The following is a 24,141-nucleotide window of genomic DNA, read 5'->3' as shown; positions in this document are numbered from 1 at the left end:
GTAGCGCGAGTCCCCTGCCGACGATGCCCCGCACCACCGTCATAATGGCAAATTGGCGGACCACCTTGTCGTGGTAGGCGGTACTGATAGAAGTGTTCATGGTTCCCCATCCACGGTTCAGCCGAAGTGAAGGCGTATGCGCAAGGCAACGCTCACTTCGCCTGGAGTTATAGGCAGACTGAAAGCGAGGCAAGCATGGGCAAAGAGCACAAGGCCGGTATTGACGGGGATCAATGGGCGCAGTGTGTGCGCGACCACGGATGGTTGTGGAATGAGGCTGCCTCCAAGGGGGCGGCCGAGCCGGTGACGCTGATTCTCGCCCATGGCGCCGGTGCGCCCATGGACAGTGGCTGGATGGACGACATCGCCGCACGCCTTGCTGTGCAGGGGGTCAACGTGCTGCGCTTCGAGTTTCCGTATATGGCGCAGCGGCGCATCGATGGCGGCAAGCGTCCACCCAACCCGGCCCCCAGACTGCTGGAGTGCTGGCGTGAGGTCTATGCCGTGGTGCGACGCCATGTCGCTGGGCGTCTGGCCATTGGCGGCAAGTCCATGGGCGGGCGTATGGCCAGTCTATTGGCGGATGAACTGGGGGTGGATGCGCTGGTGTGCCTGGGGTATCCGTTCTATGCGGTCGGCAAACCGCAGAAGCCGCGGGTCGAGCATTTGGCCGGATTGCAGACGCGGACGCTGATCGTTCAGGGGGAGCGGGATGCGCTGGGTAATCGTGAGGCGGTTGAGGCTTACTCATTGGCACCGGGTATCGAGGTGTTCTGGCTGGTGGCGGGGGATCATGATTTGAAGCCGCTGAAGGCTTCGGGGTTTACCCACGAACAGCATCTGGCGGCAGCGGCGGGCAAGGTTGCCGGGTTTCTTCTGTGAGCGTTCGCTGCTGCTCGAGGGCCTCATTGTCGGAGCGCCTCCCTCGCTCCAGGTTCCACGCGGGCTGCGCGATATAACGCGACCCGAACTTGTAGGAGCCGGCTTGTCGGATCGCCGCACCGTGGCGAAGGCGTCTGCATAGGCGCTGCAAGGCTCGAGGCCGCCTGCGCTGGCAAGCTAGCTCCTACAGGGGGGGCGAGCCGCTCGCTAGACCTTGTCCAGCTTCTTTTCATGCGCCGTCACCTGCTGGCACAACTCGATCATCTGCTCGCGCATCCAGCGGTTGGCCGGGTCCTGGTCGGTGCTTTCGTGCCAGTAGAGGTGGGTTTCCACCGGCGGCACGTCGTTGACCGGCAAGTTCACCGAGTACAAATCATGGCGGCGGGCGAAGCGCTCCGGCACGGTCATGACCATGTCAGTCTGCTGCAACACTTGCGAGGCCATCAGGTAATGCTGGGAGCGCAGGGCGATCTTGCGCTGGATGCCCATCTTGCCCAGTGCCAGATCGACATGGCCCAGGCCGCTGCGACGGCTGGAGATATGAATGTGGGTCAGGGACAGATAGTCATCGAGGCTGAATTTTTCCTTGCCTGCCAGCGGATGCCCCTTGCGCATGGCACACACGTAGCGGTCTTCCATCAGCTTGACATGGCGCACCTGCGGGTCGGTGTTGAGCGGCGCATCGACGGCGAAGTCGAGGCGCCCGGCCGCCAGTTCCTTGGTGGTTTCGCGGCGCTTGGACAGGAAACTCTCGATAATCACCGAGGGTGCCAGGCGACGCAGGCGCTGGAACAGTGACGGCAGGATCACCGCTTCGGTGAGGTCGGTCATGCTGATGCGGTAGGTCTTGACCGCCTGCAGCGGATTGAAGATGCGGCTTTCCTGCACCGAGACCCGTAGCAGGGAGAGGGCGTTGCGCACCGGGCCGATGATGTTCTGGGCCATCGGTGTCGGGACCATGCCCTGGGCGGTGCGCACGAACAACGGATCGTTGAAGGTCTCACGCAGGCGGGCCAGGGCGTTGGACACCGCCGGCTGGGTGATCCCGACTATCTGCCCGGCCCGGGTCAGGTTGGCTTCGGTGTAGATCGCGTCAAAGACGATGAAAAGATTGAGGTCGACCTTGCTCAGATTCATTGCGCTGCACTCTTGTTATAGGGGCGGTGTTATACGGGCGGTGTTAAATGGGCGGTGTTATGTGGGCTGGGTGGCCTTGGCGATCAGTCGATCATATATCGGTGATGAATGTTAATACACGCCGAGAATAGGCTAGGTAAATTTTAGTAGCTGTTCTAGCATCGATTGCATGACCTGAACAACTCATCAAAACCCCCTGTCAAAAGGTAGAGCTGCCCATGGATTTCGCTTATTCGCCCAAGGTGCAAGAACTGCGTGAGCGCGTGACCGCGTTCATGGACTCCTACGTTTATCCTGCCGAAGCCGTGTTCGAGCGCCAGGTCGCCGAGGGCGATCGCTGGCAGCCGACGGCAATCATGGAGGAGCTCAAACTCAAGGCCAAGGCTGAAGGGCTGTGGAATTTGTTTCTGCCTGAGTCCGAACTCGGCGCCGGCTTGAGCAACCTGGAATACGCGCCGTTGGCGGAAATCATGGGCCGTTCGCTGCTGGGACCGGAGCCGTTCAACTGCTCCGCGCCGGACACTGGCAACATGGAAGTGCTGGTGCGTTACGCCAACGAAGAACAGAAACAACGCTGGCTCGAACCGTTACTGCGCGGCGATATTCGCTCGGCGTTCGCCATGACCGAACCGGACGTGGCGTCCTCCGACGCCACCAACATGGCCGCCCGTGCCGTGCGCGACGGCGACGAGTGGGTGATCAACGGCAAGAAATGGTGGACCTCGGGTGCCTGCGATCCGCGCTGCAAGATCCTGATCTTCATGGGCCTGAGCAATCCGGATGCACCGCGCCATGCCCAGCACTCGATGATTCTGGTACCAGCGGATGCGCCGGGGGTGAAAATCGTGCGCCCGTTGCCGGTGTTCGGTTACGACGATGCACCCCACGGTCATGCCGAAGTGCTGTTCGAAAATGTCCGGGTGCCGTACGAAAACGTCTTGTTGGGTGAAGGACGCGGCTTCGAAATTGCCCAGGGCCGCCTCGGCCCGGGCCGGATTCACCACTGCATGCGTTCGATCGGCATGGCTGAGCGCGCGCTGGAACTGATGTGCAAGCGCTCGGTGAACCGGACAGCGTTTGGAAAGCCCTTGGCACGTCTGGGCGGTAACATCGACAAGATCGCCGACTCGCGGATGGAGATCGACATGGCGCGCCTGCTGACATTGAAGGCCGCGTACATGATGGACACCGTCGGCAATAAAATTGCGAAGAGCGAAATCGCACAGATCAAGGTGGTGGCGCCGAACGTGGCCTTGCGGGTGATCGACCGGGCGATCCAGATCCATGGCGGGGCAGGGGTGTCCAACGATTTCCCGCTGGCCTACATGTATGCGATGCAACGCACCCTGCGCCTGGCCGATGGCCCTGATGAAGTGCACCGCGCGGCGATCGGCAAGTTCGAGATCGGCAAATACGTGCCCAACGAAATGCTGCGCAGCGGTCACTAGTGTGGGAGCGGGCTTGCTCGCGAAGACGGCGGTCCAGTCAATATTGATGTCGCCTGACACACCGCTTTCGCGAGCAAGTCGGATCGCCGCACCGCCGCTCCCACAGGTTCCGCGTCTTAACTGACTGGCATTGGGGCAAGCCTCGCTCCTGCAAAACGCGGTGCTTTGGTGTCCTTCGTCGGAACGCCGCCCGGAGCAAGCTCGCTCCTACAAAAAACAACGGCCAGGATGCCTCAATCGACCATCGGCAGCCCATAGAACGCCCGCGCGCACGCCGTGCTGTGAGCCGCCAGGTCCTCCTCGCTTTCCCCACGATGCAGCGCCACCTCGCGCAACACTTCGGTGAGATATGCAGGCTCGTTGCGCCCGTTTTTCGGCTTGGGTCGCAAACTGCGCGGTAACAGGTACGGCGCATCGCTCTCCAGCATCAACCGCCCGCGCTTGATTTCCTTCACCAGTGGATGCAGGTGCGTCCCCCGGCGCTCGTCGCAAATCCAGCCGGTGATGCCGATGTGCAAATCCAGATCCAGGTAGCTGAACAGGGCCTTTTTTTCGCCGGTGAAGCAATGCACCACCGCGGCGGGCAACTGGTCCCGGTAGTCACGCAGGATTTCCAGCAAGCGCTGGCTGGCATCGCGCTCGTGGAGGAACACGGGCATTTGTAGCTCGACCGCCATCGCCAAGTGCTCTTCGAGGACTTTTTCCTGCTGCGGACGCGGCGAGAAATCGCGATTGAAATCCAGTCCGCATTCACCCACGGCCACCACATTCGGTTCCTTGAGCAAACTGCGCAGTTGCCGCTCGCTGTCGGCGTTCCAGTCACTGGCCGAGTGAGGATGAATACCGGCGGTGGCGAACAGGCGTTGCGCCGTTTCATCCAGCTGGCGACACAGCTCCAGCGCTTGTTCGCTGCCCTCGACACTGGTACCGGTGAGCACCAACTGGCACACCCCGGCCGCGTAGGCGCGGTCCAGTACAGCCAGGTGTTTGTCGGCAAAACTGGGGTTGGTCAGGTTGACGCCGATATCGATGAGTTGCATGGTGCTACCTCGGACCAAAGGCCGGAAAGCATATCAGAGCTGCAGATTTATAAGAAAAACCAAGAACTACAACGGTTTATTGCTGTCTCTTGAGGCCGAGAGACAGGTCCGGTTGGTCAATGTGCCATCACTGTGCCGGTTTTCGGCACCTTGCCAGCGCTCAGCGCGCTCTGTTTCTGTCGTTCGATCACATGAAAACGATCGGCCCGGTATTCTTTGCGGAGAGTGGATGACACGTCCCTCGGTTTTGTTACTGCTGTGTTGTTCGCTGCTGCTGCCGATGCCCGCGGTTGCGCGCCTGGCCGGGCCGCTGCAAGCCGTGCCGGCAGCCAAGGTCCGCGATCTGGCGGACATCCGCAGCAGCCGGGTGTTGAGGGTGCTGGTCAATCAGAGCCGCAACAGCTCCGGCGAAGTCCAGGGCCAGTCCATTGGCGTCGAATACCATCGCCTGCGTGCCTTCGAGCAATACCTCAACGGTCACGCCCGGGACGGTCAGGAAATTACCCTCAAGATCATTCCCAAGGCCAAGGATCAATTACTCGGTGCGCTGCAGCGTGGTGAGGGGGATCTGGTGGCGCCGGGGGAACTGCTCGATCTGCGACCCGGCTACGCCGTCAGCACCAGTGCTCCGGTTTCCAGCAACGTGCCGTTGCTGCTGGTCGGTATCAAGGGCGAGCGACGCTACACCCGCCTTGAACAACTCTCGGGCAAAACCCTGGCACTGCCCACCGGCAGTGCCGCTGGCGATGCGGTCAGTCAAATCAATCAGAAGCTGGCGCTGCACAAGCTGGCGCCGGTGAAGATCGAGTGGGTCGATCCCAGTCTGGCGGTCGAGGATGTACTGGAGATGGTCCAGGGCGGGATTTTTCACCTGACCATCGTCGAACAACCGATTGCCGAGCGCTGGGGCAAGATCCTGCCCAAGTTGCGTTTCGATCGGCAGGTGCTCATCAGTGAGCCGGGCGAAGAGTTCTGGTTCGTGCGCCGCGATGCTTCGATGTTGCGCGCGAGCATCGATCGCTTCCTGACCGGCTACAAAAAACCATCGGATCAGGACGTCGCGTTCCTGCGGACCTATCGACGCTTGTATCGAGTGCACTATCCCTTGGCCAAGGCTGATCGACAGCGCCTGGAAAAACTTCGACCGGTGCTGCAGAAACACGCCGACGCCCAAGGCATGGACTGGCTGAACCTGGCGGCGCTGGCGTTCAAGGAGTCGTCCCTGCAACCCAATGCCCGCAGTGGCAGCGGCCCCACCGGCCTGATGCAGATCACCCCCTCCGCGGCCCAGCGGGTGGGGGTCAACAATATTCAGAACCTCGACGCCAATGTGCAGGCCGGGGCCAAGTACCTGGCCTTGATCCGTCGCAAATTCTTTTCCAGCCCCAAGCTCAACGAGCGCGAGCGCATGGCGTTTGTGCTGGCGGCGTACAACATGGGGCCGGAGCGTGTGCAAGGCATGCGTGCCGAGGCGCGTCGCCGGGGCTTGAATCCCAATCAGTGGTTCTTCCAGGTCGAACGCATCGCCATGGAGCAGGTGGGAATGGGCGCCGTCAGCTATGTTAATAGCGTGAACAAGTATTACCTGGCGTTCGATCGGGAGCGGGAGTCGTTGGAGCCTGGGGGGCAGAAGGTTGTCTCACGTAAATGATCGAATAAACTGATTGTTAAGGCGGGTTTTTTGCGCTTTTAACAGGGTTTTTACTGATTAATATAGCGGCCAACCAACACTTAACCCCAGAAGGGATGACACAGCATGAGCACACTGATCAACAAGGTACTGTTTACCCGCGCCGGCTATGGCCTGACTGTCCTGCGGATTTTCGTCGGCATCATCTTCGCGGCCCACGGTTCGCAGAAACTGTTCGGTGCGTTGGGTGGTTATGGTCTGGCGGGTACGGCGCAGTACATGGAGAGCATCGGTCTGACGCCAGGCTACGTGATGGCGACGCTGGCGGGCGGTGTCGAATTCTTCGGGGGCCTGGCACTAATCATTGGCCTGCTGGCACGCCCGGCAGCCCTGGGTTTGACCTTCCTTTCGCTGGTCGCGATTTTCACTGTGCATATTGGCAACGGGCTGTTCATGGCCAACAACGGGTATGAGTTCGCCTTGGCCCTGCTGGGCGGCAGCATTGCGGTGTTGATCGAAGGTGCGGGCAAGCTGTCGGTCGATCGCGCCATCGCTGGTTGATGGCTCTGTTTCCCGTAGGAGCGGGCTGGTCGGATCGCCGCACCGTTGCGAAGCCGCCCTGACAACCAACCTTGTCCATGCGGATGTACCCTGACCCATTGTAGGAGCGAGGCTTGCCCGCGAAGGCGGCCTTATAGCCGACCGGGATTGTCGATGGTGTACATATCCATTTCTGCGGTAATGGCCACTTGCGGTTTCGCCCTGACGGTCGACTCCCTTTGGCAAACGCCCCAAAGGAAGCAAAGGTCTCGCCCCGGCGTCCGGCCCCCTCGCTAAGGCTCGGCGTACCTTCGCTCCGGTGTCCATCCGGGGACACTGCCCGCAGGTTGGCTTCGCGACGACCTACATGCAGCGTGTTCGACTGCGTCGAACGGCGCTGCGCGCCACTCCCCGGATGAACACCTCCACTCAGCCTCCCGAAGGGGCGGGTGGATCAAGATCAAGATCAAAAGCCACAGCCACAGCCACAGCCACGGCAACGGCAACGGCAACGGCAAAATCAACAGCTTCGCGAGCAAGCCCGCTCCCACAATGGATCGGCGTACCCCTTCGCTTTTCACCACTCACCAGGCCGAGCGTTAGCTCGCCTGCAGCTTTTGATCTTGATGCACCGCCCCCTCGAGAGGCCGAGTGGAGGTTCTGCGCAGTGGGCAACCCGGCAGGGATGGCGGCGGGCCCACGGAGCAGGACCGGAGCGAGGGCATGCCGAGCCTAGGCGAGGCACCGAACGAAAGCGGCAAGAGCCCTTGGTTACTTGGGGCTTTTCCAAGTGACTCGCCGTAAGGGCGAAACCCTAAGTCGTCGTTACCGAAGAAACGGATATGTACGCCCACACCCCCATCGCGCAGCACATTTTTGTTGCGCGTCATTCTTGACACCCTCCGGTCAGCTTCTCTAGGATGCTGCTCATGCGCCGATTTAAACAGCTACTTGCGGGGCGCCAGGTGACTCATCCAGTTGCCGACAGAAGCTTGCAGCAGGCTTCGAAATACCGCTAAAGCGCTGGTTCGGTGTTGCCTCTCACCTGCCATGCAGACTTTTGAGGCAGAGACACGACACGATGAATGCACTAAGCCCCGTTATACGCCCCGCGCCGATCACGGCCCATCTGACCCAGCGCAATCCAAAAATCCTGCTTGGCGGCAAACATCAGCCGACGCTCCTGCGCTATCTCGACGGTTGGCCACGTCGTACCGGCGGACCTGCGGCCTTCCTGATCCAGTTTGTCGACGACGGCGAATCCCTGGCCCGATTTGCCAGCGACAGCTTTGATCTGGCGGTGATTCAATCGCCCAGTATTGAAGACGCCCCCGAAGTGATCAGGCAACTGGTTCGTGTTGCCCGACAAGGGCTGATTACCCGTCGCTGAGGTTCATGGCGCTGCGAGTCAGGGATAGTCGATCGCCACGATATACACACACTGCTCGCCGGTAGGCGTCTGGACCCGAACCTCGGCGTCCAGTGCCTTGCCGATCAGCGCGCGGGCCAGCGGTGAGTCGATGCTGATCAGGCCCCGCTTTAAATCAAGCTCATCCGGCCCGACGATGCGATAACGCGATTCTTTGCCGTCCTCGTCTTCAATGGTGACCCAGGCGCCAAAATAAACCTTGTTCGGATCGCTCGGCTTCTCGCTGACCACCTTGAGCGCTTCCAGCCGCTTGGTGAGAAAGCGCACGCGACTGTCGATTTCGCGCAGCATTTTTTTTCCGTAGGTGTACTCGGCGTTCTCGGAGCGATCGCCCTGGGCCGCGGCCTCGCTGACCGACTGCGTGACCTGCGGGCGGCGCACATGCCAGAGCTCATGGAACTCGGCCCGCATCCGCGCTTCACCCTCGGGGGTGATCAGCGCGGTGCCAGCGGTGCGGGGAGGGCGATAACGGCTCATGGCAACTTCTTGTGGTGGAGAAGGCTTGAGTCTATCAACCCTCGCGCAAGACTGTCAGGGGGCTGGCATTCAAGGCGCGGCGAGTACCGAAGACACCGGCGCCACCGATCAGCACGGCGCCGATCAGCGGCAGCACAAGCAGCCACGGATGCGGGTGCCAGGGCAGGTCGAAGGCGTAGCGGTAAAGCACCAGGCTCACCAGTTCCGAGCCCAGTGCCGCCAACAAGCCGCTGACTGCGCCAAGCAAACCGAACTCGATGCGTCGGGCCTTGACCAGCAACTGCCGCTCGGCACCCAGCGCCCGCAACAAGGCACCTTGGCGAATGCGCTCGTCCAGCGTCGCTTGCAGGCCGGAGAACAACACCGCCATGCCCGCCGCCAACACGAACAACAGCACGTACTCCACCGCCAGGGTGACTTGGGCGAGGATGCTGCGCAACTGCTCGAGCAAGGCTTCGACTTGCAGAATCGTCACCGCCGGGAAGGACCGGGACAGGTCGACGATCTGCTGATCATGACCGGCCGCCAGATAGAAACTGGTCAGGTAGGTCGCCGGCAAATCCTTCAACGTGCCAGGCTGGAAGATCATGAAGAAGTTCGGCTGGAAGTTGTCCCAGTTGATGTCGCGCAGGCTGGTGACTTTCGCTTCGCGATTCATCCCGCCGACGGTAAACACCATGTGATCGCCGAGCTTGAGCTTCAGGCTCTCGGCCACCTTGCCTTCCACCGACACGCCGGGAATCTCGTCCGGCGCTTGTTCGGGCCACCAGTTGCCGGCGGTGAGTGTGTTGTCCGCCGGGAGGTCCGCCGCCCAGGTCAGGCTCAGGTCGCGCTGGATCGCCCGATCACCGGCCGAATCCTTGCTGACGATGTCCTGCACCGGTTCGCCATTGATGCTGATCAGTCGCCCCGGCACCACCGGGTACAAGGGGGCCGACTGTGCCGACAGTTCGATCAACCGGTCGGTGAAGGCCTGCTTGTCCGCCGGCAGAATGTTCAGCGCGAAATAGTTCGGCGCGTTCTTTGGCAACTGGTTCTGCCAGGTATCCAGCAATTCGCCGCGCAACAGGGCGATCAACGCCATGGACAGCAGAATCAGACCGAAGGCCAGGGCTTGACCCGCGGCGGCCAGCGGATGGCGAAGTAACTGACCCAACCCGAGACGCCACGGCAAGGACGCGCGCGCGAGCATTCGGCGCAGGCTTTTGAGCAGCAGCAACAGCAAACCGCCCAGCACCAGCGCGGCAATCACGCCACCGCCGAGCAGGGCAAAGGTCAGCAGCAAGTCCAGGCTCAGACGCCACATGATCAGGCCGAGGGCGCCCAACGCCGCGCCGTAGACCATCCAGGTGCTGGTGGGAATCGGCAGCATGTCCCGACGCAATACCCGCAAGGGGGGCACCCGACCCAGCGCAGCCAGTGGCGGCAAGGCAAAACCGGCCAATGCCACCAGCCCGGTGCCAATCCCGGCGATGCCTGGCAACAGGCCGCCCGGCGGCACATCGGTCGGCACCAGGTCATGCAGCAAGGCAAACAGGCCGAGCTGCGCCAGCCAGCCGATAAAGGCGCCGCTGATACTGGCGAGCAGTCCGAGCACCGTCAGCTGCAGACTGAACAGCACCATGGTTTCCCGACGGGACAAGCCCAGGCAACGCAACAAGGCGCTGGCATCGAATCGGCGCGTAGCGAAACGCGTTGCCGACAGTGCCACCGCCACACCGGCCAACAGCACCGCCACCAGGCTGGCCATGTTCAGGTAACGTTCGGCCTTGCCCAGGGCGCCGCCGATCTGCCGGTTGCCGTCGCGGGCATCCTGCAGGCGCTGGTTGGCGGCCAGCCCGGGCTTGATCAGTTGCCGATAGGTTTCCAGCGCCTCGGCGTTGCCGCGCCAGAGTTCGCGGTAGCTGACCCGGCTGCCGGGTTGCACCACGCCGGTCGCCGCGAGGTCGTCGAGGTTGATCAGCACCCGTGGCGTGAGGCTGTAGAAATTGCCGGCCCGGTCGGGTTCGTAGGTCAGCACGCGCGCCAGTTTCAGGGTTTTCATGCCGACGTCGATGCTGTCGCCGATCTTCAGGTCCAGCGCGGTCAGCAGGCGTCCTTCGACCCAGGCTTCACCGGGTTTCGGGCTGCCACCGGCTTCTTCCGCGGCAAAGGGCGCGGGGGTGCTTTTCAGTTCGCCGCGCAGCGGGTAGACGTCGTCGGCGGCTTTGATGCTGGAGAGCTGGATGCCGTTGTCGGTGGCAATGACGCTGGAAAACTCCACCACTTGCGCGTGTTCCAGGCCCAGCTCCACGCCACTGCTGATCTGTTCGGGACGCGCCGGCGAGCTGCCTTCGAGCAGCAGGTCGGCGCCGAGAAATTCAGTTGCACGCAGCATCATGGCGCCGTTCAGGCGGGCACCGAAGTAGCCGATGGCGGTACTCGACGCCACGGCCACCAGCAGGGCGAAGAACAACACCCGCAGTTCGCCGGCGCGGGCGTCGCGCAGCAGTTGGCGGAGGGCGAGGCTGAACAGGCGCAGCAGCGGCAGGCGTGCCATCAAGGCTCCAGAGGGGCGACCAGCAGGCCGGCTTCAAGGCGGATCAGGCGCCGGCAGCGATGTGCCAGGCGTTCGTCGTGGGTCACCAGCACCAGGGTTGTGCCCCTTTCCTGGTTGAGTTCGAACAGCAGGTCGCTGATGCGTTCGCCGGTGTGGCTGTCGAGATTGCCGGTGGGTTCGTCGGCAAACAATACAGCCGGTTCTGCGGCAAAGGCGCGGGCGATGGCCACGCGCTGCTGTTCACCGCCGGAGAGCTGGCGTGGCGAGTGGCTCAGGCGTTGGCCGAGGCCGACCCGTTGCAGCAATTCGGTGGCACGCTCACGGGCGTCTTTGCGACCGTCGAGTTCCAGCGGCAGCATGACGTTTTCCAGGGCGTTGAGACTGTCGAGCAGCTGGAAGGATTGAAAAACAAAACCGACATGTTCGGCGCGGATGCGTGCGCGCTGGTCTTCGTCGAGTTGGCTCAGGCCTTGCCCGGCCAGGGTGACTTCGCCGCTGCTCGGCAGGTCGAGGCCGGCCAGCAGGCCGAGGAGGGTGGATTTGCCGGAACCGGAGGCGCCGACGATGGCCAGGCTGTCGCCCTTGTTCAGTTCCAGGCTGAGTTCGTGCAGGATAGTCAGTTCACCTTCCGCGCTGGACACCACTTTGCTGAGGTTCTTCGCGGTGAGAATGCTTGCGCCCATGGAGAATCCGATGCGAGTGTGGTTTTTGAGTGCTGGCCTGGCCTTGATGTGCATGGCCCAGAACGCAGCGGCGGGTACAGTCCTGATCGTTGGCGATAGTATCAGCGCCGGTTTCGGCCTGGATACCCGCTTGGGGTGGGTGTCGCTGCTCGAGCAACGGCTCAAGCGCGAAGGTTTCGACGATAAGGTGATCAACGCGTCCATCAGTGGCGACACCAGTGCCGGAGGCCAGGCGCGCCTGCCGGCGCTGCTTGCGGAGCATAAACCGGAACTGGTGATCCTTGAGTTGGGAGGCAATGACGGGCTGCGTGGAATGCCCCCAGCTAATTTGCAACAAAACCTTGCGTCGATGATCGACAGCTCCAGGGACAGTGGCGCCAAGGTGCTTTTGCTCGGCATGCAATTGCCACCCAACTACGGCGCTCGTTATACCGAGGCCTTCGCGAAGGTCTACAGCGCACTGGCCGAGGAGAAAAAGATCCCGCTGGTACCTTTTTTTCTCGACGGCGTGGGCGGTCATCCGGACTTGATGCAGGCCGACGGCTTGCACCCGGCTGCGGGGGCGCAGGACAAGTTGCTGGAAAATGTCTGGCCGGCACTGAAACCGCTGCTTTGACGCTTTTCTAGCGGTCGCGTTTCGGCTAAGGTGGCGCCCCCGATTTGGAGCCCCCGATGCCGCGTCCCGCCTGGTCACTTTTTGCCTACCAACTGATCGAGCCTGACGAACAGCTGGACCTGTTCGCCTGCCAGGAAGTGCGGGTGCATCTGGTAACCCGTCAACTGGAGCTGGGCGGCTCGGCGGACCGCACCTTGTGCGGCAGCCTGCTGCCGGCGCAGCCACGCTGGTCGAGCGTCGACCGCCGGGTGTTCCAGGACCAGCGCCTGTGCTCGCTGTGCCGGGCCATTCTGGAATCGCAGAAACGCGGCACCTCGCCGATCTGGCCTGAGTTGCGGTTCGAGCTCTAGGGCCCCTTCGCGAGCAAGCCCGCTCCCACATTGGACCTTCATTGATCACGGTATATGTGTCCGACGCAGATCCGATGTGGGAGCGGGCTTGCTCGCGAACACGGCATTCCAGGCACCATGGATGTTTGAGGCAGAAACTTTCGCGAGCAGGCTCGCTCCTGCAAGTGCCTTGCATCGCCTGTAACAGTCGCGCCTCCCCGAAATAACGGGCGCCAGTGTACAATCCCGTTTTTACACCCTTGTCGATCATGCGAAGGATTTTCCGGATGTTGCCGCGTTTTCCTGCCGTCACCCGCTGCCTGACCCTTGCCGCCCTGTGCGTCGCGGGTCCGATCGCGGCATTGGAGCTGCCCCTGCCACCGCCCGGTGAAGACATCGTCGGCCAGGTGCAAGTGATCAAGGCCAAGTACGAAGACACCTTCGCCGACCTTGGTACTACCTACGATCTGGGTTATTCGGAAATGGTCGCGGCAAACCCCGGGGTCGATCCATGGTTACCGGGCGCCGGCACCGAGATCGTGCTGCCGACGCGCTTCATCCTGCCCCCGGGCCCGCGTGAAGGCATCGTCATCAACCTGGCCGAGTACCGCCTGTATTACTTCCCGAAAGACCGGGACGTGGTCTACACCTTCCCGCTGGGTATCGGCCGTGAAGGCTGGGGCTCGCCGATTGCCCACACCAGCATCGTCGCCAAGACACCGAACCCGACCTGGACACCTCCGGCGTCGATCAAGGCCGAGCACGCCGCCGATGGCGATCCCTTGCCGAACGTGGTGCCGGCAGGCCCGGACAACCCGCTGGGGCCGTTCAAGTTCACCCTGGGCACTCCGGGCTACCTGATCCACGGTTCGAACAAGAAGTTCGGTATCGGCTTGCGCACCAGCCATGGTTGCTTTCGCATGTTCAACAACAACGTGCTGGAAATGGCCGGCATGGTGCCGGTAGGCACGTCGGTACGCATCATCAGCGATCCGTACAAGTTCGGCGTCAGTGGCGGCAAGGTGTATCTGGAAGCGCACACCCCGCTGGACGACGCCGGCAACCCGTCGGTGGTGGACAAGCACACCGCCGTGATCAACGCGATGCTCAAGCGTGAGGACATCACCAACAACCTGCGCATGGACTGGGATGTGGTGCGCGACGTAGTGGCCGCTGAAGATGGCCTGCCGGTGGAAATCGGCGTGCCGGACGCCTCGGCATCGATGATGACGAGTGCGCCGATCGATCCACTGCAGTAACGCTTGAAACGAACCCGCCGATGCTGACCGCGTCGGCGGTTTTTTTTGCCTGTACGAAACAGCGGGCAAAAAAAAGCCGACCCATGAATGGGTCGGCTTGATAACAATCCCGAAGGACTATTACTTGCGGCTAGCTTTTTCCAGCATGCGCAGAGCACGCTCGTTAGCTTCGTCAGCAGTCTGTTGTGCTTTTTGAGCAGCAGCCAGAGCTTCATCAGCTTTACGGTAAGCTTCGTCTGCACGAGCCTGGGAGCGAGCAGCTGCGTCTTCAGTAGCAGTCAGACGTGCTTCGGTTTCTTTCGATACACTGCTGCAACCGGTAGCCAGAACTGCGGCCAGCGCCAGAGCAGAGAATTTCAGAACGTTGTTCATCGTGTTCCCCTTCAAGGACTTTCTATTTAGTAGCTGTCTCCTCAGAGTGAGGAAATCGCCGGCGTACATACTACCCATTACTTCTAGTAAGTAAACTGACGTGTAGCAACGAGCAAAAAAATTGTAGGCTTTGATTCTTTTTCAAGCAACTTTTAACTGCGTTGTTTAAAAAACATCCAGCTGTGAGGCCCGGGTTGAGCGAGCCTGGGTAAAAAAGTTCCCCGTGCCCGCAGCTGTTTTACCGGTCTTGGCCAAAGTCTGTCTACATGGATTCGTCTACACTTTTGTTCAGCATGTGTGCGCCACCTCTCACATCTTTCTCCTAGTTGAGGTGACTTTAACGAGGGGCGCTCGTCTTAAGTCTCAACATCCGGCAATGTTCGGGCTCCGACCCGGGGAATACCCGGTCGAGCCGTCCCTGCTCAACCCGGAGCGGCACCCGCCAACCTGCGTGATGACGAGCGTACCTTGAGCATTTTTGCCAATGGTGCCTACTATTTGTTCGTGCCCGGTTGCGCGAGATCGTGCAGCTCTTCTCGGTGTCCATTCAGGCACGGGGTGGCGTAGCTGTTCCTTCGCCGGAAAAACATCGGTAAGGTAGGGGTCTAAATTCAAGACCCGCGAGGAGTAGTGATGAGCGAGGCGTTGTCCATCCACCATGACCAGGCTGGTCATCAATTCGAGACCAATGTGGACGGTCATCGTGCCTACCTGACCTATATGGATCTGGGGAAACAGACCCTGGATATCTATCGCACCTTTGTGCCCAATGCATTGCGTGGTCGCGGCATTGCAGCCGCCTTGACCGAAAAGGCGCTGGAGTACGCCGAGGAAATGGGCTACACCGTCATTCCTTCGTGCTCCTACGTGGAGCGCTACATGGAGCGTCATCAGCGGCATGCGGCCAAGCTGAGCCAGTAAAACCAACGCATAAAAAAAACGCCGGGCTCAGCCCGGCGTTTTTTTGTCTGGCGCTTTTTTTTCTGAAGCAGCGATCAGGTGCGATCGCGTTTGGGCAGCACATCCTTGAGCTTGGCATGCATGCTGCGCAAGGTGGTTTCGGTGGCGGTCCAGTCGATGCAGGCATCGGTGATCGACACGCCGTATTGCAGGTCGGCGAGGTCTTTGGGGATCGCCTGGCAGCCCCAGTTCAGATGACTTTCGACCATCAGCCCGATGATCGACCGGTTGCCTTCGAGGATCTGGTTGGCGACGTTCTCCATCACCAGCGGTTGCAGGGCCGGGTCCTTGTTGGAGTTGGCGTGGCTGCAGTCGACCATGATGTTCGGCTTGATCGTCGCCTTGTTCAGCGCTTGCTCGCAGAGCGCGACACTCACTGAATCGTAGTTCGGCTTGCCGTTACCGCCACGCAACACCACATGACCGTAGGCGTTGCCCTTGGTGGTGACGATCGACACGCCACCTTCCTGGTTGATGCCCAGGAAACGGTGTGGGCTGGAAACCGATTGCAGGGCATTGATCGCTACGGTCAGGCCACCATCGGTACCATTCTTGAAACCGACAGCCGAGGACAGGCCGGAAGCCATTTCACGGTGAGTCTGGGACTCGGTGGTGCGTGCACCGATGGCGGACCAGCTGATCAGGTCCTGCAGGTACTGCGGGGAGATCGGGTCGAGGGCTTCGGTCGCGGTCGGCAGGCCCATTTCGGCCAGGTCCAGCAGCAACTGCCGGCCGATGTGCAAGCCGTCCTGAATCTTGAAGGAGTCGTCCAGGTACGGGTCGTTGATCAAGCCTTTCCAGCCGACGGTGGTGCGTGGCTTCTCGAAATACACGCGCATGACCAGATACAGGGTATCGGACACTTCGGCCGCGAGTGCCTTCAGGCGCTCGGCGTATTCGTGGGCCGCCTTGATGTCGTGGATCGAGCAGGGCCCGATGACGACAAACAGGCGATGATCGGTGCCATCAAGAATGTTGCGAATGACTTCGCGACCCTTGGTGACGGTGCGCAGGGCAGCGTCGCTCAGAGGGATATCACGCTTGAGCTGATCAGGAGTGATCAGCGTCTCGTTGGAGGCGACGTTTAGGTCGTTGATCGGTAAATCAGCCATCGTTTACTCGTCAGGTCACGGGTGCCGGCCGCCAGCGAACCCGCGCGGCGGAGCACAGCAAATTAAGCGCGTCGGGGAGCCGAACCTTAGCGCGTTACACCGTGGCTCGACAATGGGCAGACAGCGGTTTGCGGCAACAACGCGGCGGGAAACCCACCGAGAACGCTCCCTAATCCAGCACCGGCTGTGCAAATGCCCGGCGAACCTTGTCTTGGGAGAACTCGTCGGCGTGCTCCTGGACCCATTCGAGGGCCAGTGCCTGGTTATCGTGCAAATCGCTGTGGGTGTCACGCATGCGGCAATAACGTTCGATCTGGCACACCTGCTCGCCCATCCGCGCAACGAACAGCGTCTGTTCGTCAACGAAGGCAATGCCCACCAGATAGCCATGCTTTCGTCGCAGGCACCAGGCTACGTAGCCCAGGCAGCGCAAGTCCGGGTTCACCGTCGGCATGCGCACTTGCAACGCCGTCCCGTGGCGCCACGCACGGTGGTAATTGCAAGCCATGCCCCCGAGGCTGATAGTGTGCAGCTGTTGCCGCGAAATACACTCGGGTGTGAGCAACGTCAATTCTACGGGTACATCGTCAGTATGAGGAAGAAAACGTCCCATGAGCACGGACTCCATGTGTCGGCCATCTGACAGTGTTCCCACCAGTATAGTGGTCGAATTGGAGCTGACGGATTTCGACGCCGACCAACGGCTACTGGCGATGAGCGGTGTTTCGCTGGTGATTTTCACCAGTGTCGGTTGCGCCAACCAAAGGGGAAAGGGGCATGGCCAAGACTATCGATGACAAACTGGTGCTGGCGATTTCCTCGCGAGCGCTGTTCGACCTGAGCGAGAGCCACAAGGTCTACCTGTCGAGCGGCGTTGAGGCCTATCGCCAGTATCAGATCGACCATGAAGACGAAATCCTCGAGCCCGGCGATGCATTCCCGTTGGTGCAGAAACTCCTCAACCTCAATACCCAACTGGGCCGCGCCCGGGTCGAGGTGATCCTGGTGTCGCGCAACAGTGCCGACACCGGCCTGCGGGTGTTCAATTCGATCCACCACTATGGCCTGGCGATTTCCCGGGCGGCATTTGTCGGTGGGCGCAGTCCTTATCCTTACCTCAAGGCCTTTGGCTGCGACCTGTTTCTCTCGACCCATGCCGAAGACGTGCGCAGTGCGCTGGAGGCCGGGTTCGCCGCGGCGACCATTTTGTCCGGCGGCGCCAGTCGTGCCGCAAGCGATGAGTTGCGCATAGCCTTCGACGGTGATGCGGTGCTGTTTTCCGACGAATCGGAGCGCGTCTATCAGGCCGCTGGCCTGGAAGCCTTTCAGGCCAGCGAACGTGAAGCGGCCCGCGAGCCTTTGCGCGGCGGCCCGTTCAAAGGCTTCCTGGCAGCGCTCAATCTGTTGCAACGTGAGTTTCCCGATGACGCCTGTCCGATTCGTACGGCCCTGGTGACGGCGCGTTCGGCACCGGCCCATGAGCGGGTGATCCGCACCTTGCGCGAATGGGATATTCGTCTGGATGAGTCGTTGTTCCTCGGCGGCCTGACCAAGTCGGCGTTTCTCGAAGCCTTCGCCGCCGACGTGTTTTTCGACGATCAGGCCGGTCACTGCGAGTTGGCCCGGGAGGTGGTCGCCACCGGCCATGTGCCCCATGGCATAAGCAACGAGCAAAAGGTTTAAGCCCGCGCTTCAAGGTGTTGCACGGCACGTCGTACTCGCCAAGGCACTGCTAAGCTGAATCAATCTCCGCCATGTTGGCACTCGAGGAGGTCATATGATTCGTTCAATGCTATATGCCACTGACCTCGGCCTGTACGCGCCTTTGGTGATGCAGCATGCCCTGGCGCTGGCGAAAACATTCAACGCCGATCTCTACGTGGTTCACGCCGTCGAACCGATGGGGTTGTTCGCCGAATCGGTGCTCCAGAGTTACCTCGATGAGCAGGCGCTGAACGAGTTTCACAGTCAGGGCTTGAATACGGTGATTGCCAATATCGAGCGGCGGGTACTCGACAGCTTTCGTGAAGAACTGGGGGAGGACGGTGAGCAGGACCTGGAACGGATCAAGGCGGTGCGGGTGCTGCAGGGCGATCCGTCGCAGGTGATTCTCGACCAGGCGCAGAAACTCTCGGTGGATTTGTTGATCGTAGGTAGTCATAGCCATGGGGCTGGCGCGGAAACGCCGCTGGGCAGGACCGCCGCGCGGGTACTGCAATTGTCTCGGGTTCCGGTCTATCTGGTGCCGCGGGTGGAGCGTCGGCGCCAGGATCGCTAGAACACGAATAATGGCCATTTGACAAAAAAGTTCTAGATTTATTCTTCAAACCATTAATATAGTTATATACCGTCGCTGATGCCCGTGGCGTCTACCTGCTTTGAGGGATTGATATGAAGCTTCAACAACTGCGCTACATCTGGGAAGTGGCGCACCACGACCTCAACGTCTCGGCCACCGCCCAAAGTCTGTACACCTCGCAGCCGGGCATCAGCAAGCAGATCCGTCTGCTGGAAGACGAATTGGGCGTCGAGGTCTTCGCCCGCAGCGGCAAACACCTGACCCGTGTCACTCCGGCTGGCGAGCGCATCATCACCACCGCCGGTGAGATTCTGCGCAAGGTTGAAAGCATCAAGCAGATCGCCCAGGAGTTCTCCAACGAGAAGAAGGGCACCCTGTCGATCGCCACCACGCACACCCAGGCACGTTATGCGTTGCCGCCGGTGATCAGTAATTTCATCAAGCAATACCCGGACGTTGCCCTGCACATGCACCAGGGTTCGCCGATGCAGATCGCCGAAATGGCCGCTGACGGCACCGTGGATTTTGCCATTGCCACCGAAGCGCTCGAGCTGTTCGGCGACCTGGTGATGATGCCGTGCTACCGCTGGAACCGCTGCGTGGTCGTGCCGCACGGCCACCCGCTGACCAAGCTGTCGAAGCTGACCCTCGAAGCGTTGGCGGAATACCCGATCGTGACTTACGTGTTCGGTTTTACCGGTCGTTCGAAGCTCGACGAAGCCTTCAGCCATCGCGGTCTGACGCCCAAAGTGGTGTTCACGGCGGCCGATGCCGACGTGATCAAGACTTACGTGCGGCTGGGCCTGGGCGTGGGCATCGTGGCGAAAATGGCGGTCGATGCCAAACTCGACAGTGACCTGGTGGTGCTCGATGCCAGCGAGTTGTTCGAATCCAGCATCACCAAGATCGGTTTCCGTCGCGGCACCTTCCTGCGTGGCTTCATGTGCGACTTCATCGAGAAGTTCGCCCCGCACCTGACCCGCGAAGTCATGGCCAAGGCCATCCAGTGCCACAACAAGCAGGAACTGGAAGAACTGTTCGACGGCGTCGAACTGCCGGTCCATTGATTTCCTTCAGATCACCTCGGTGACAGCAAACTGTTGCCGAGCGCCCGCCACCAGAATCTCCACCTCGTCGCCGTCGAACTTGCCCAGCAGGCTTTTGCCCAGAGGCGAGCGAGGGGTGATGACGGTGATCGACTGCCCCACCAGATCGATCTTCAATCCGGCCGCGTCGGGGGCCAGGAACAGCCATTGCTCACGACCCTTCTCGTCTTCCAGGCCGAGCAGGGCGCCGACTTCAATACCGCGCTGGTTGTCGTAAGGACGCAGGATCAAGTTCTGGCACAGCGCCAGTGACTGCCTGATCTCTTCCACTCGCCTGGCCTGTCCGGCCGCCAGGTAAGACGCCTCCAGCCCCAGGGTGTCGTACTTGTTTTCGGCGATGTTTTCTTCATGGGTCGCGGTTTCGTAAGCGGTTTGCGCGGCACGCTCGGCGATGTCGAGATCGATGCGCAGCTTGTCGAGAATCAGTTGGTGAACGGTTTGTTTATTCATGGATCGGCAACGGACGGCGCGGGTCGGGACGGTAGGGCATGGCTGCCTCCTGGCGGGTGGTCGCGGGCAAGTGGCGATTGTCGCATGAAGATTAATCGCCGTCGGGTCTTCTGTACGGGGTAATTTATGCGGACAATCGGCGCCTTTGCCAACGGGAGCCTGGAATGCCTGAACTGAACACCCGCTGGGATATTTTTTGCACCGTGGTCGACAACTATGGCGACATCGGTGTGACCTGGCGCCTGGCCCGACAGCTGGTGGCCGAACATTCGGTGACGGTCCGTTTGTGGATTGACGACCTGCGGGCCTTCGAGCGCTTGTGCCCGGACATCGACATTGACGCTTCGCAACAGTGGCAGCAGGGCGTCCAGGTGTGCCGGTGGCGTGCCGACTGGCAACCCACCGAAGCCGCTGATGTGGTGATTGCCGCGTTCGCCTGTCAATTGCCGAGTGCCTACATGGACGCCATGGCCGAGCGGGAAAAGCCGCCGCTCTGGATGAATCTCGACTACCTGAGTGCCGAGGACTGGGTTGTCGGCTGCCATGGCTTGCCGTCGGTAAAGTACAAGCACGTGCAGAAGTTCTTTTTCTTCCCCGGGTTCCAGGAGGGCACCGGTGGCTTGCTGCGTGAAAGCGGATTGCTGGAGCGGCGTCGGCAGTTTCAGCAAAGTCCAAAGGATCAGCGAGAATTCCTCCAGGGCCTGGGGGTTGATCGTGCAGAAGGCGCGCTGCTGATCTCGCTGTTTGCCTATGAAAATAGCGGCCTGGCGAGCTGGCTCGAGACGATGGCCAGTGATTCGACACCCACGCATCTGTTGGTGCCCGAAGGGCGGATTCTCGCTGATCTCGAACACTGGCTGGGGGTGGACGGGTTGGCGGCCGGGGCCGTGCATGTGCGCGACGCCTTGACCGTGCAAGTGCTGCCGTTCGTCCGACAGGATCAGTATGACCTGCTGCTGTGGAGTTGCGATTTCAACGCCGTTCGCGGCGAAGATTCCTTTGTCCGTGCCCAATGGGCGGCGCGGCCACTGCTCTGGCACATCTATCAGCAGGAAGAAGATGTCCACCTGGACAAGCTCGAAGCCTTCCTTGAACGCTACGTGAAAGGTCTTTCGCCGCCCGCCAGCGAGGCGATCAGTGGTCTCTGGCGGGCGTGGAACGCGGGTGAGACAATGGGCGATCACTGGCAATCGACCCGCAAACATTGGCCCGAGCTGCAAAAACATGCCGACGCGTGGTGTCTGGAACAGGCCTTGCAGGCTGATCTTGCCGCGGCGCTGGTACAGTTTTATGTAAATTGGATATGATACGCGGCCTAGATTTATGTAAATCCCATCCAAATTCGGATATTCGCAATGAAAACTGGTAAAGAACTGAAACCCGGTACCGTGATCCGTCTCGAAAACGATCCTTGGCTGGTTCAGAAAGCTGAATTCACCAAGTCCGGTCGTAACAGCGCGATCATGAAGACCAAGCTGAAAAACCTGCTGACCGGTTACAAGACCGAGATCGTTTACAGCGCTGACGACAAACTGGACGACGTAATCCTCGACCGCAAAGAAGCGACCTTGTCCTTCATCAGCGGCGACACCTACACGTTCATGGATACCACCGACTACACCATGTACGAGCTGAACGCTGAAGACATCGAAGCCGTTCTGCCTTTCGTTGAAGAAGGCATGACCGACGTTTGCGAAGCGATCTTCTTCGAAGAGCGTCTGGTTTCCGTAGAACTGCCGACCACCATCGTGCGTCAGGTCGACTACACCGAAGGTTCCGCGCGCGGCGACACTTCCGGCAAGGTCATGAAGCCTGCCAAACTGAAGAACGGTACCGAGCTGTCGGTGGCTGACTTCATCGAAATCGGCGACATGATCGAGATCGATACCCGCGAAGGCGGTTCCTACAAAGGCCGTGCCAAATAAGCACCGCTTCAGGAATGAAAAAGCCCGACCATTGAGTCGGGCTTTTTTGTGCGCGCCACAAACATGCGGGCCGATGCGCGGCCGGGTGCATGCCCCATCCCCTGTAGGAACTGGCTTGTCGGATCGCCGCACCGCAGCGAAGGCGTACTGTCAATCGACAACAACTTCGGATGAGATACCGTCTTCGCGGGCAAGCCTCGCTCCTACAGGGAGGGCGGTGTTATTTCAGAGTTGACTGCGTAGGATGAACGCACTGACACAAGGGAATGGGCAAGTGATTGAGTTTTTGATGTATGCAGTGTTTGGCGCTGCCTTGGGGACCCTCGGTGGATTGTTCGGGATCGGCGGCGGTTTGGTCGCGATTCCGCTGCTGGGCGTGCTGTTCGGACTCGATCAGCAGATCGCACAAGGCACGGCGCTGGTGATGGTCGTGCCGAATGTAATGCTGGCGCTGTGGCGTTATCACCAGCGCAACCGTATCGAGATGCGCCATGCATTGCCGCTGGCTTCGATGGGCTTCTGTTTTGCCTGGATCGGTTCGATCTGGGCAGTGGGCATAGATGCGCAAACCATGCGTATCGCTTTTGTAGCCTTCCTGATTGCTCTGTCCGCCTACAACCTGGTGCGAATGTTCACCACCCCCACGCCGCCTTCTGCACAGATGAACCACTCGCCACGATGGCTGGGTGTGCTCGGTGCCGCGTCGGGCAGCATTGGCGGATTGTTTGGCGTGGGCGGGGCGGTGGTGGCGACGCCGGTGCTGACCAGCATCTTCGGCACCAGCCAGGTGGTGGCGCAGGGGCTGTCACTGGCGCTGGCATTGCCCAGTACCGGCGTCACCCTGGTGACTTACGCGGTGCACCAGGAAGTGAACTGGACGATCGGCGTGCCCTTGGCGGTCGGCGGTCTGATGAGCATCAGTTGGGGGGTGAAGGTCGCCCACGCCTTGCCGGAACGGCTGTTGCGCGGGCTGTTCTGCGGTTTCCTGGTGCTGTGCGCGGTGATGCTCGTCTTTAAAGTTTGAAGCCTTCGACGATGTGCTCGGCCAGGCACTCGGTGATCGGCGACGGGTTGTGCAGGTTGCGCACCAGCATGATGCTCGCCTCCGGCAGCACCGGAAGGTCCTCGGCGTCCCCCAGAATGCGCATGTCGGGTGTGATCAGGCTTTCCAGTTGCGCGGTGATGGCCAGGCCGGCGCTGACCACCGCCATGATCGCCGACAGGCTGGAGCTGTTGTAGGCGACGCGGTAATCGCGGCCCATGGCGTCCAGCGCATTGCAGGCCCACAGCCTGCAGAAACAGTCACTGTTGAACATCGCCAGCGGCAACGGCGTCTGCTCATGAACGCTGTAGCACTGCGCTTCGGCCCAGACAAACCGCTCCTTGCGCAGCAACTGGCCGATTTCGTTGCCCGGTTCCCGGGTGACGATGGACAAGTCCAGGTCCTGACGCAGCAGCAGTTGTTTTGATGATTCGCAGTGCACCTCGATCTGGATCAGCGGATAAGACTGGGCAAATCGGCGCAGGATCCCCGGCAGAAAACGCATGACGTAGTCGTCCGGCGTGCCGATGCGCACCAGGCCGACCATGTGCGGTTCGCGCAAGGTATTGAACACCTCGCTGTGCAGCTTGAGGATGCGCCGGGCGTAACCCAGCAGCACCTGGCCTTCAGCCGTCAGCCGCACCTGCCGTCCATCGCGCTGGAATAATTGGCGCTGCAGCACGTCCTCTTCCAGTCGCTTCATCTGCATGCTCACGGCGGACTGGGTGCGATTGACCAGTTCGCCGGCGCGGGTAAAACCGCCCTGGTCGGCGATGGCGACGAAGGTGCGCAGCACTTCGGTGTCGATACTCGGGTAGGCGGACATTCATCAATCTCCGAGATGTGTTGCATAAGAAACATTCGTT

At 60.7% G+C, this 24,141-nt stretch carries 25 protein-coding genes and 2 pseudogenes; 16 read left to right on the top strand and 11 right to left on the bottom strand.

Going from position 1 to position 24,141, the window contains the following annotated elements:
• Window position 1: 1 nt before the first annotated feature.
• Window positions 2-100, bottom strand: a pseudogene (locus F8N80_RS32105) (hypothetical protein); the annotation flags it as partial.
• Between the two features lie 95 nt (window positions 101-195).
• Between F8N80_RS32105 and F8N80_RS05605 the strand changes: the two are divergent.
• Window positions 196-882 (top strand): alpha/beta family hydrolase, encoded by a 687-nt coding sequence (locus F8N80_RS05605; RefSeq protein WP_150783385.1) that lies wholly within the window; start codon window positions 196-198, stop codon window positions 880-882.
• A gap of 207 nt (window positions 883-1,089) precedes the next feature.
• On the opposite strand, the gene F8N80_RS05600 is transcribed toward F8N80_RS05605, so the two are convergent.
• Window positions 1,090-2,019, bottom strand: a complete 930-nt coding sequence (locus F8N80_RS05600; protein WP_150783384.1) for a LysR family transcriptional regulator — start codon at window positions 2,017-2,019, stop codon at window positions 1,090-1,092.
• Between the two features lie 218 nt (window positions 2,020-2,237).
• Between F8N80_RS05600 and F8N80_RS05595 the strand changes: the two genes are divergently transcribed.
• Window positions 2,238-3,467 (top strand): acyl-CoA dehydrogenase, encoded by a 1,230-nt coding sequence (locus F8N80_RS05595; protein WP_150747244.1) that lies wholly within the window; start codon window positions 2,238-2,240, stop codon window positions 3,465-3,467.
• A 233-nt stretch (window positions 3,468-3,700) separates the two neighbouring features.
• On the opposite strand, the gene F8N80_RS05585 is transcribed toward F8N80_RS05595, so the two are convergent.
• Window positions 3,701-4,507: a TatD family hydrolase gene (locus tag F8N80_RS05585; RefSeq protein ID WP_150747245.1), complete on the bottom strand. Its 807-nt coding sequence runs from the start codon at window positions 4,505-4,507 to the stop codon at window positions 3,701-3,703.
• A gap of 229 nt (window positions 4,508-4,736) precedes the next feature.
• Here F8N80_RS05585 and F8N80_RS05580 point away from each other — a divergent pair, with 229 nt between their 5' ends.
• The 3 genes from F8N80_RS05580 to F8N80_RS05565 all read left to right on the top strand — a co-directional run bounded on the left by F8N80_RS05580 (window position 4,737) and on the right by F8N80_RS05565 (window position 8,067).
• Window positions 4,737-6,158: a transglycosylase SLT domain-containing protein gene (locus F8N80_RS05580; protein WP_150783383.1), complete on the top strand. Its 1,422-nt coding sequence runs from the start codon at window positions 4,737-4,739 to the stop codon at window positions 6,156-6,158.
• A 105-nt stretch (window positions 6,159-6,263) separates the two neighbouring features.
• Window positions 6,264-6,698, top strand: coding sequence for a DoxX family protein (locus tag F8N80_RS05575; protein ID WP_150783382.1), 435 nt, complete (start codon window positions 6,264-6,266; stop codon window positions 6,696-6,698).
• A gap of 1,060 nt (window positions 6,699-7,758) precedes the next feature.
• The gene (locus F8N80_RS05565; protein ID WP_150747249.1) at window positions 7,759-8,067 is read left to right on the top strand and encodes a class I SAM-dependent methyltransferase; all 309 of its coding nucleotides are present in this window, start codon (window positions 7,759-7,761) and stop codon (window positions 8,065-8,067) included.
• Between the two features lie 18 nt (window positions 8,068-8,085).
• On the opposite strand, the gene greB is transcribed toward F8N80_RS05565, so the two are convergent.
• From greB to F8N80_RS05550, 3 genes are read right to left on the bottom strand one after another with little or no spacing between them, the layout of a single operon-like run.
• Window positions 8,086-8,583, bottom strand: coding sequence for a transcription elongation factor GreB (greB, locus tag F8N80_RS05560; protein WP_150747250.1), 498 nt, complete (start codon window positions 8,581-8,583; stop codon window positions 8,086-8,088).
• Between the two features lie 34 nt (window positions 8,584-8,617).
• The gene (locus F8N80_RS05555; protein WP_150747251.1) at window positions 8,618-11,122 is read right to left on the bottom strand and encodes an ABC transporter permease; all 2,505 of its coding nucleotides are present in this window, start codon (window positions 11,120-11,122) and stop codon (window positions 8,618-8,620) included.
• Window positions 11,122-11,805: an ABC transporter ATP-binding protein gene (locus F8N80_RS05550; protein WP_150747252.1), complete on the bottom strand. Its 684-nt coding sequence runs from the start codon at window positions 11,803-11,805 to the stop codon at window positions 11,122-11,124. Before F8N80_RS05550 ends, F8N80_RS05555 begins: the two co-directional genes overlap by 1 nt.
• Window positions 11,806-11,815: 10 nt before the next feature.
• Here F8N80_RS05550 and F8N80_RS05545 point away from each other — a divergent pair, with 10 nt between their 5' ends.
• The 3 genes from F8N80_RS05545 (at window position 11,816) to F8N80_RS05535 (ending at window position 14,009) form a co-directional block, all read left to right on the top strand.
• A complete protein-coding gene (locus tag F8N80_RS05545; protein WP_191632860.1) occupies window positions 11,816-12,421 on the top strand; it encodes an arylesterase in 606 nt (201 codons plus the stop codon).
• A gap of 56 nt (window positions 12,422-12,477) precedes the next feature.
• Window positions 12,478-12,771: a hypothetical protein gene (locus tag F8N80_RS05540; protein ID WP_003226812.1), complete on the top strand. Its 294-nt coding sequence runs from the start codon at window positions 12,478-12,480 to the stop codon at window positions 12,769-12,771.
• 266 nt (window positions 12,772-13,037) lie between these two features.
• Window positions 13,038-14,009, top strand: a complete 972-nt coding sequence (locus tag F8N80_RS05535) for a L,D-transpeptidase family protein (RefSeq protein ID WP_150783381.1) — start codon at window positions 13,038-13,040, stop codon at window positions 14,007-14,009.
• Window positions 14,010-14,129: 120 nt separating this feature from the next.
• Here the strand turns inward: F8N80_RS05535 and oprI are convergent, their stop codons facing one another.
• Complete coding sequence (gene oprI, locus F8N80_RS05530; RefSeq protein WP_003172710.1) at window positions 14,130-14,381, bottom strand: outer membrane lipoprotei OprI; 252 nt, start codon at window positions 14,379-14,381, stop codon at window positions 14,130-14,132.
• Between the two features lie 633 nt (window positions 14,382-15,014).
• Between oprI and F8N80_RS05525 the strand changes: the two genes are divergently transcribed.
• Window positions 15,015-15,302: a GNAT family N-acetyltransferase gene (locus F8N80_RS05525; RefSeq protein WP_008057026.1), complete on the top strand. Its 288-nt coding sequence runs from the start codon at window positions 15,015-15,017 to the stop codon at window positions 15,300-15,302.
• A gap of 74 nt (window positions 15,303-15,376) precedes the next feature.
• Here the strand turns inward: F8N80_RS05525 and F8N80_RS05520 are convergent, their stop codons facing one another.
• Both F8N80_RS05520 and F8N80_RS05515 read right to left on the bottom strand, forming a co-directional pair.
• A complete protein-coding gene (locus F8N80_RS05520; protein WP_150747255.1) occupies window positions 15,377-16,453 on the bottom strand; it encodes a 3-deoxy-7-phosphoheptulonate synthase in 1,077 nt (358 codons plus the stop codon).
• Window positions 16,454-16,622: 169 nt separating this feature from the next.
• Window positions 16,623-17,066: a PilZ domain-containing protein gene (locus tag F8N80_RS05515; protein WP_150747256.1), complete on the bottom strand. Its 444-nt coding sequence runs from the start codon at window positions 17,064-17,066 to the stop codon at window positions 16,623-16,625.
• On the opposite strand from F8N80_RS05515, the pseudogene F8N80_RS05510 reads away from it, so the two are divergent.
• From F8N80_RS05510 to cysB, 4 genes and pseudogenes are all read left to right on the top strand, one after another.
• Window positions 17,065-17,220 (top strand): annotated as a pseudogene (locus tag F8N80_RS05510) (thioredoxin); the annotation flags it as partial. The gene F8N80_RS05515 and the pseudogene F8N80_RS05510 overlap by 2 nt on opposite strands.
• Before the next feature lie 10 nt (window positions 17,221-17,230).
• Complete coding sequence (locus F8N80_RS05505; protein WP_150747257.1) at window positions 17,231-18,136, top strand: 5'-nucleotidase; 906 nt, start codon at window positions 17,231-17,233, stop codon at window positions 18,134-18,136.
• A 94-nt stretch (window positions 18,137-18,230) separates the two neighbouring features.
• On the top strand, window positions 18,231-18,731 hold the full coding sequence (locus F8N80_RS05500) for a universal stress protein (RefSeq protein WP_150747258.1): 501 nt from the start codon (window positions 18,231-18,233) through the stop codon (window positions 18,729-18,731).
• A 113-nt stretch (window positions 18,732-18,844) separates the two neighbouring features.
• Window positions 18,845-19,819: an HTH-type transcriptional regulator CysB gene (cysB, locus tag F8N80_RS05495; protein ID WP_150747259.1), complete on the top strand. Its 975-nt coding sequence runs from the start codon at window positions 18,845-18,847 to the stop codon at window positions 19,817-19,819.
• Window positions 19,820-19,825: 6 nt separating this feature from the next.
• Here cysB and F8N80_RS05490 read toward each other — a convergent pair whose 3' ends face one another.
• On the bottom strand, window positions 19,826-20,308 hold the full coding sequence (locus tag F8N80_RS05490; RefSeq protein ID WP_150747260.1) for a GreA/GreB family elongation factor: 483 nt from the start codon (window positions 20,306-20,308) through the stop codon (window positions 19,826-19,828).
• A 164-nt stretch (window positions 20,309-20,472) separates the two neighbouring features.
• Here F8N80_RS05490 and earP point away from each other — a divergent pair, with 164 nt between their 5' ends.
• From earP to F8N80_RS05475, 3 genes are all read left to right on the top strand, one after another.
• On the top strand, window positions 20,473-21,615 hold the full coding sequence (gene earP / locus F8N80_RS05485) for an elongation factor P maturation arginine rhamnosyltransferase EarP (RefSeq protein ID WP_150747261.1): 1,143 nt from the start codon (window positions 20,473-20,475) through the stop codon (window positions 21,613-21,615).
• Between the two features lie 48 nt (window positions 21,616-21,663).
• Window positions 21,664-22,233 carry an elongation factor P gene (locus F8N80_RS05480; RefSeq protein ID WP_007943632.1) on the top strand — a complete coding sequence of 190 codons (570 nt, stop codon included), beginning with the start codon at window positions 21,664-21,666 and terminating at the stop codon, window positions 22,231-22,233.
• 274 nt (window positions 22,234-22,507) lie between these two features.
• Window positions 22,508-23,257 (top strand): sulfite exporter TauE/SafE family protein, encoded by a 750-nt coding sequence (locus F8N80_RS05475; RefSeq protein ID WP_150747262.1) that lies wholly within the window; start codon window positions 22,508-22,510, stop codon window positions 23,255-23,257.
• Here the strand turns inward: F8N80_RS05475 and F8N80_RS05470 are convergent.
• On the bottom strand, window positions 23,247-24,101 hold the full coding sequence (locus F8N80_RS05470; protein ID WP_150747263.1) for a LysR substrate-binding domain-containing protein: 855 nt from the start codon (window positions 24,099-24,101) through the stop codon (window positions 23,247-23,249). The two genes, F8N80_RS05475 and F8N80_RS05470, sit on opposite strands and share 11 nt — an antisense overlap.
• Between the last annotated feature and the right edge of the window lie 40 nt (window positions 24,102-24,141).

The sequence above is a fragment of the Pseudomonas fluorescens genome, assembly GCF_902497995.1.
In the GTDB taxonomy this organism is placed as follows: domain Bacteria; phylum Pseudomonadota; class Gammaproteobacteria; order Pseudomonadales; family Pseudomonadaceae; genus Aquipseudomonas; species Aquipseudomonas fluorescens_BK.
The sequence above is the reverse complement of the archived record's forward strand: the minus strand, read 5'-3'. Positions and strand labels throughout refer to the sequence as shown.

Bases quoted from the DNA above. Each gene is read 5' to 3' on its own strand.
- F8N80_RS05525 (WP_008057026.1), top strand. From the start codon at position 15,015: ATGAGCGAGGCGTTGTCCATCCACCATGACCAGGCTGGTCATCAATTC.
- oprI (WP_003172710.1), bottom strand. From the start codon at position 14,381: ATGAACAACGTTCTGAAATTCTCTGCTCTGGCGCTGGCCGCAGTTCTG.
- F8N80_RS05480 (WP_007943632.1), top strand. From the start codon at position 21,664: ATGAAAACTGGTAAAGAACTGAAACCCGGTACCGTGATCCGTCTCGAA.
- F8N80_RS05550 (WP_150747252.1), bottom strand. From the start codon at position 11,805: ATGGGCGCAAGCATTCTCACCGCGAAGAACCTCAGCAAAGTGGTGTCC.
- greB (WP_150747250.1), bottom strand. From the start codon at position 8,583: ATGAGCCGTTATCGCCCTCCCCGCACCGCTGGCACCGCGCTGATCACC.
- F8N80_RS05585 (WP_150747245.1), bottom strand. From the start codon at position 4,507: ATGCAACTCATCGATATCGGCGTCAACCTGACCAACCCCAGTTTTGCC.
- F8N80_RS05565 (WP_150747249.1), top strand. From the start codon at position 7,759: ATGAATGCACTAAGCCCCGTTATACGCCCCGCGCCGATCACGGCCCAT.
- cysB (WP_150747259.1), top strand. From the start codon at position 18,845: ATGAAGCTTCAACAACTGCGCTACATCTGGGAAGTGGCGCACCACGAC.
- F8N80_RS05575 (WP_150783382.1), top strand. From the start codon at position 6,264: ATGAGCACACTGATCAACAAGGTACTGTTTACCCGCGCCGGCTATGGC.
- F8N80_RS05470 (WP_150747263.1), bottom strand. From the start codon at position 24,101: ATGTCCGCCTACCCGAGTATCGACACCGAAGTGCTGCGCACCTTCGTC.
- F8N80_RS05595 (WP_150747244.1), top strand. From the start codon at position 2,238: ATGGATTTCGCTTATTCGCCCAAGGTGCAAGAACTGCGTGAGCGCGTG.
- F8N80_RS05500 (WP_150747258.1), top strand. From the start codon at position 18,231: ATGATTCGTTCAATGCTATATGCCACTGACCTCGGCCTGTACGCGCCT.
- F8N80_RS05520 (WP_150747255.1), bottom strand. From the start codon at position 16,453: ATGGCTGATTTACCGATCAACGACCTAAACGTCGCCTCCAACGAGACG.
- F8N80_RS05580 (WP_150783383.1), top strand. From the start codon at position 4,737: ATGACACGTCCCTCGGTTTTGTTACTGCTGTGTTGTTCGCTGCTGCTG.
- F8N80_RS05490 (WP_150747260.1), bottom strand. From the start codon at position 20,308: ATGAATAAACAAACCGTTCACCAACTGATTCTCGACAAGCTGCGCATC.
- F8N80_RS05600 (WP_150783384.1), bottom strand. From the start codon at position 2,019: ATGAATCTGAGCAAGGTCGACCTCAATCTTTTCATCGTCTTTGACGCG.
- F8N80_RS05555 (WP_150747251.1), bottom strand. From the start codon at position 11,122: ATGGCACGCCTGCCGCTGCTGCGCCTGTTCAGCCTCGCCCTCCGCCAA.
- F8N80_RS05540 (WP_003226812.1), top strand. From the start codon at position 12,478: ATGCCGCGTCCCGCCTGGTCACTTTTTGCCTACCAACTGATCGAGCCT.
- F8N80_RS05545 (WP_191632860.1), top strand. From the start codon at position 11,816: ATGCGAGTGTGGTTTTTGAGTGCTGGCCTGGCCTTGATGTGCATGGCC.
- F8N80_RS05515 (WP_150747256.1), bottom strand. From the start codon at position 17,066: ATGGGACGTTTTCTTCCTCATACTGACGATGTACCCGTAGAATTGACG.
- F8N80_RS05605 (WP_150783385.1), top strand. From the start codon at position 196: ATGGGCAAAGAGCACAAGGCCGGTATTGACGGGGATCAATGGGCGCAG.
- F8N80_RS05535 (WP_150783381.1), top strand. From the start codon at position 13,038: ATGTTGCCGCGTTTTCCTGCCGTCACCCGCTGCCTGACCCTTGCCGCC.
- earP (WP_150747261.1), top strand. From the start codon at position 20,473: ATGCCTGAACTGAACACCCGCTGGGATATTTTTTGCACCGTGGTCGAC.
- F8N80_RS05505 (WP_150747257.1), top strand. From the start codon at position 17,231: ATGGCCAAGACTATCGATGACAAACTGGTGCTGGCGATTTCCTCGCGA.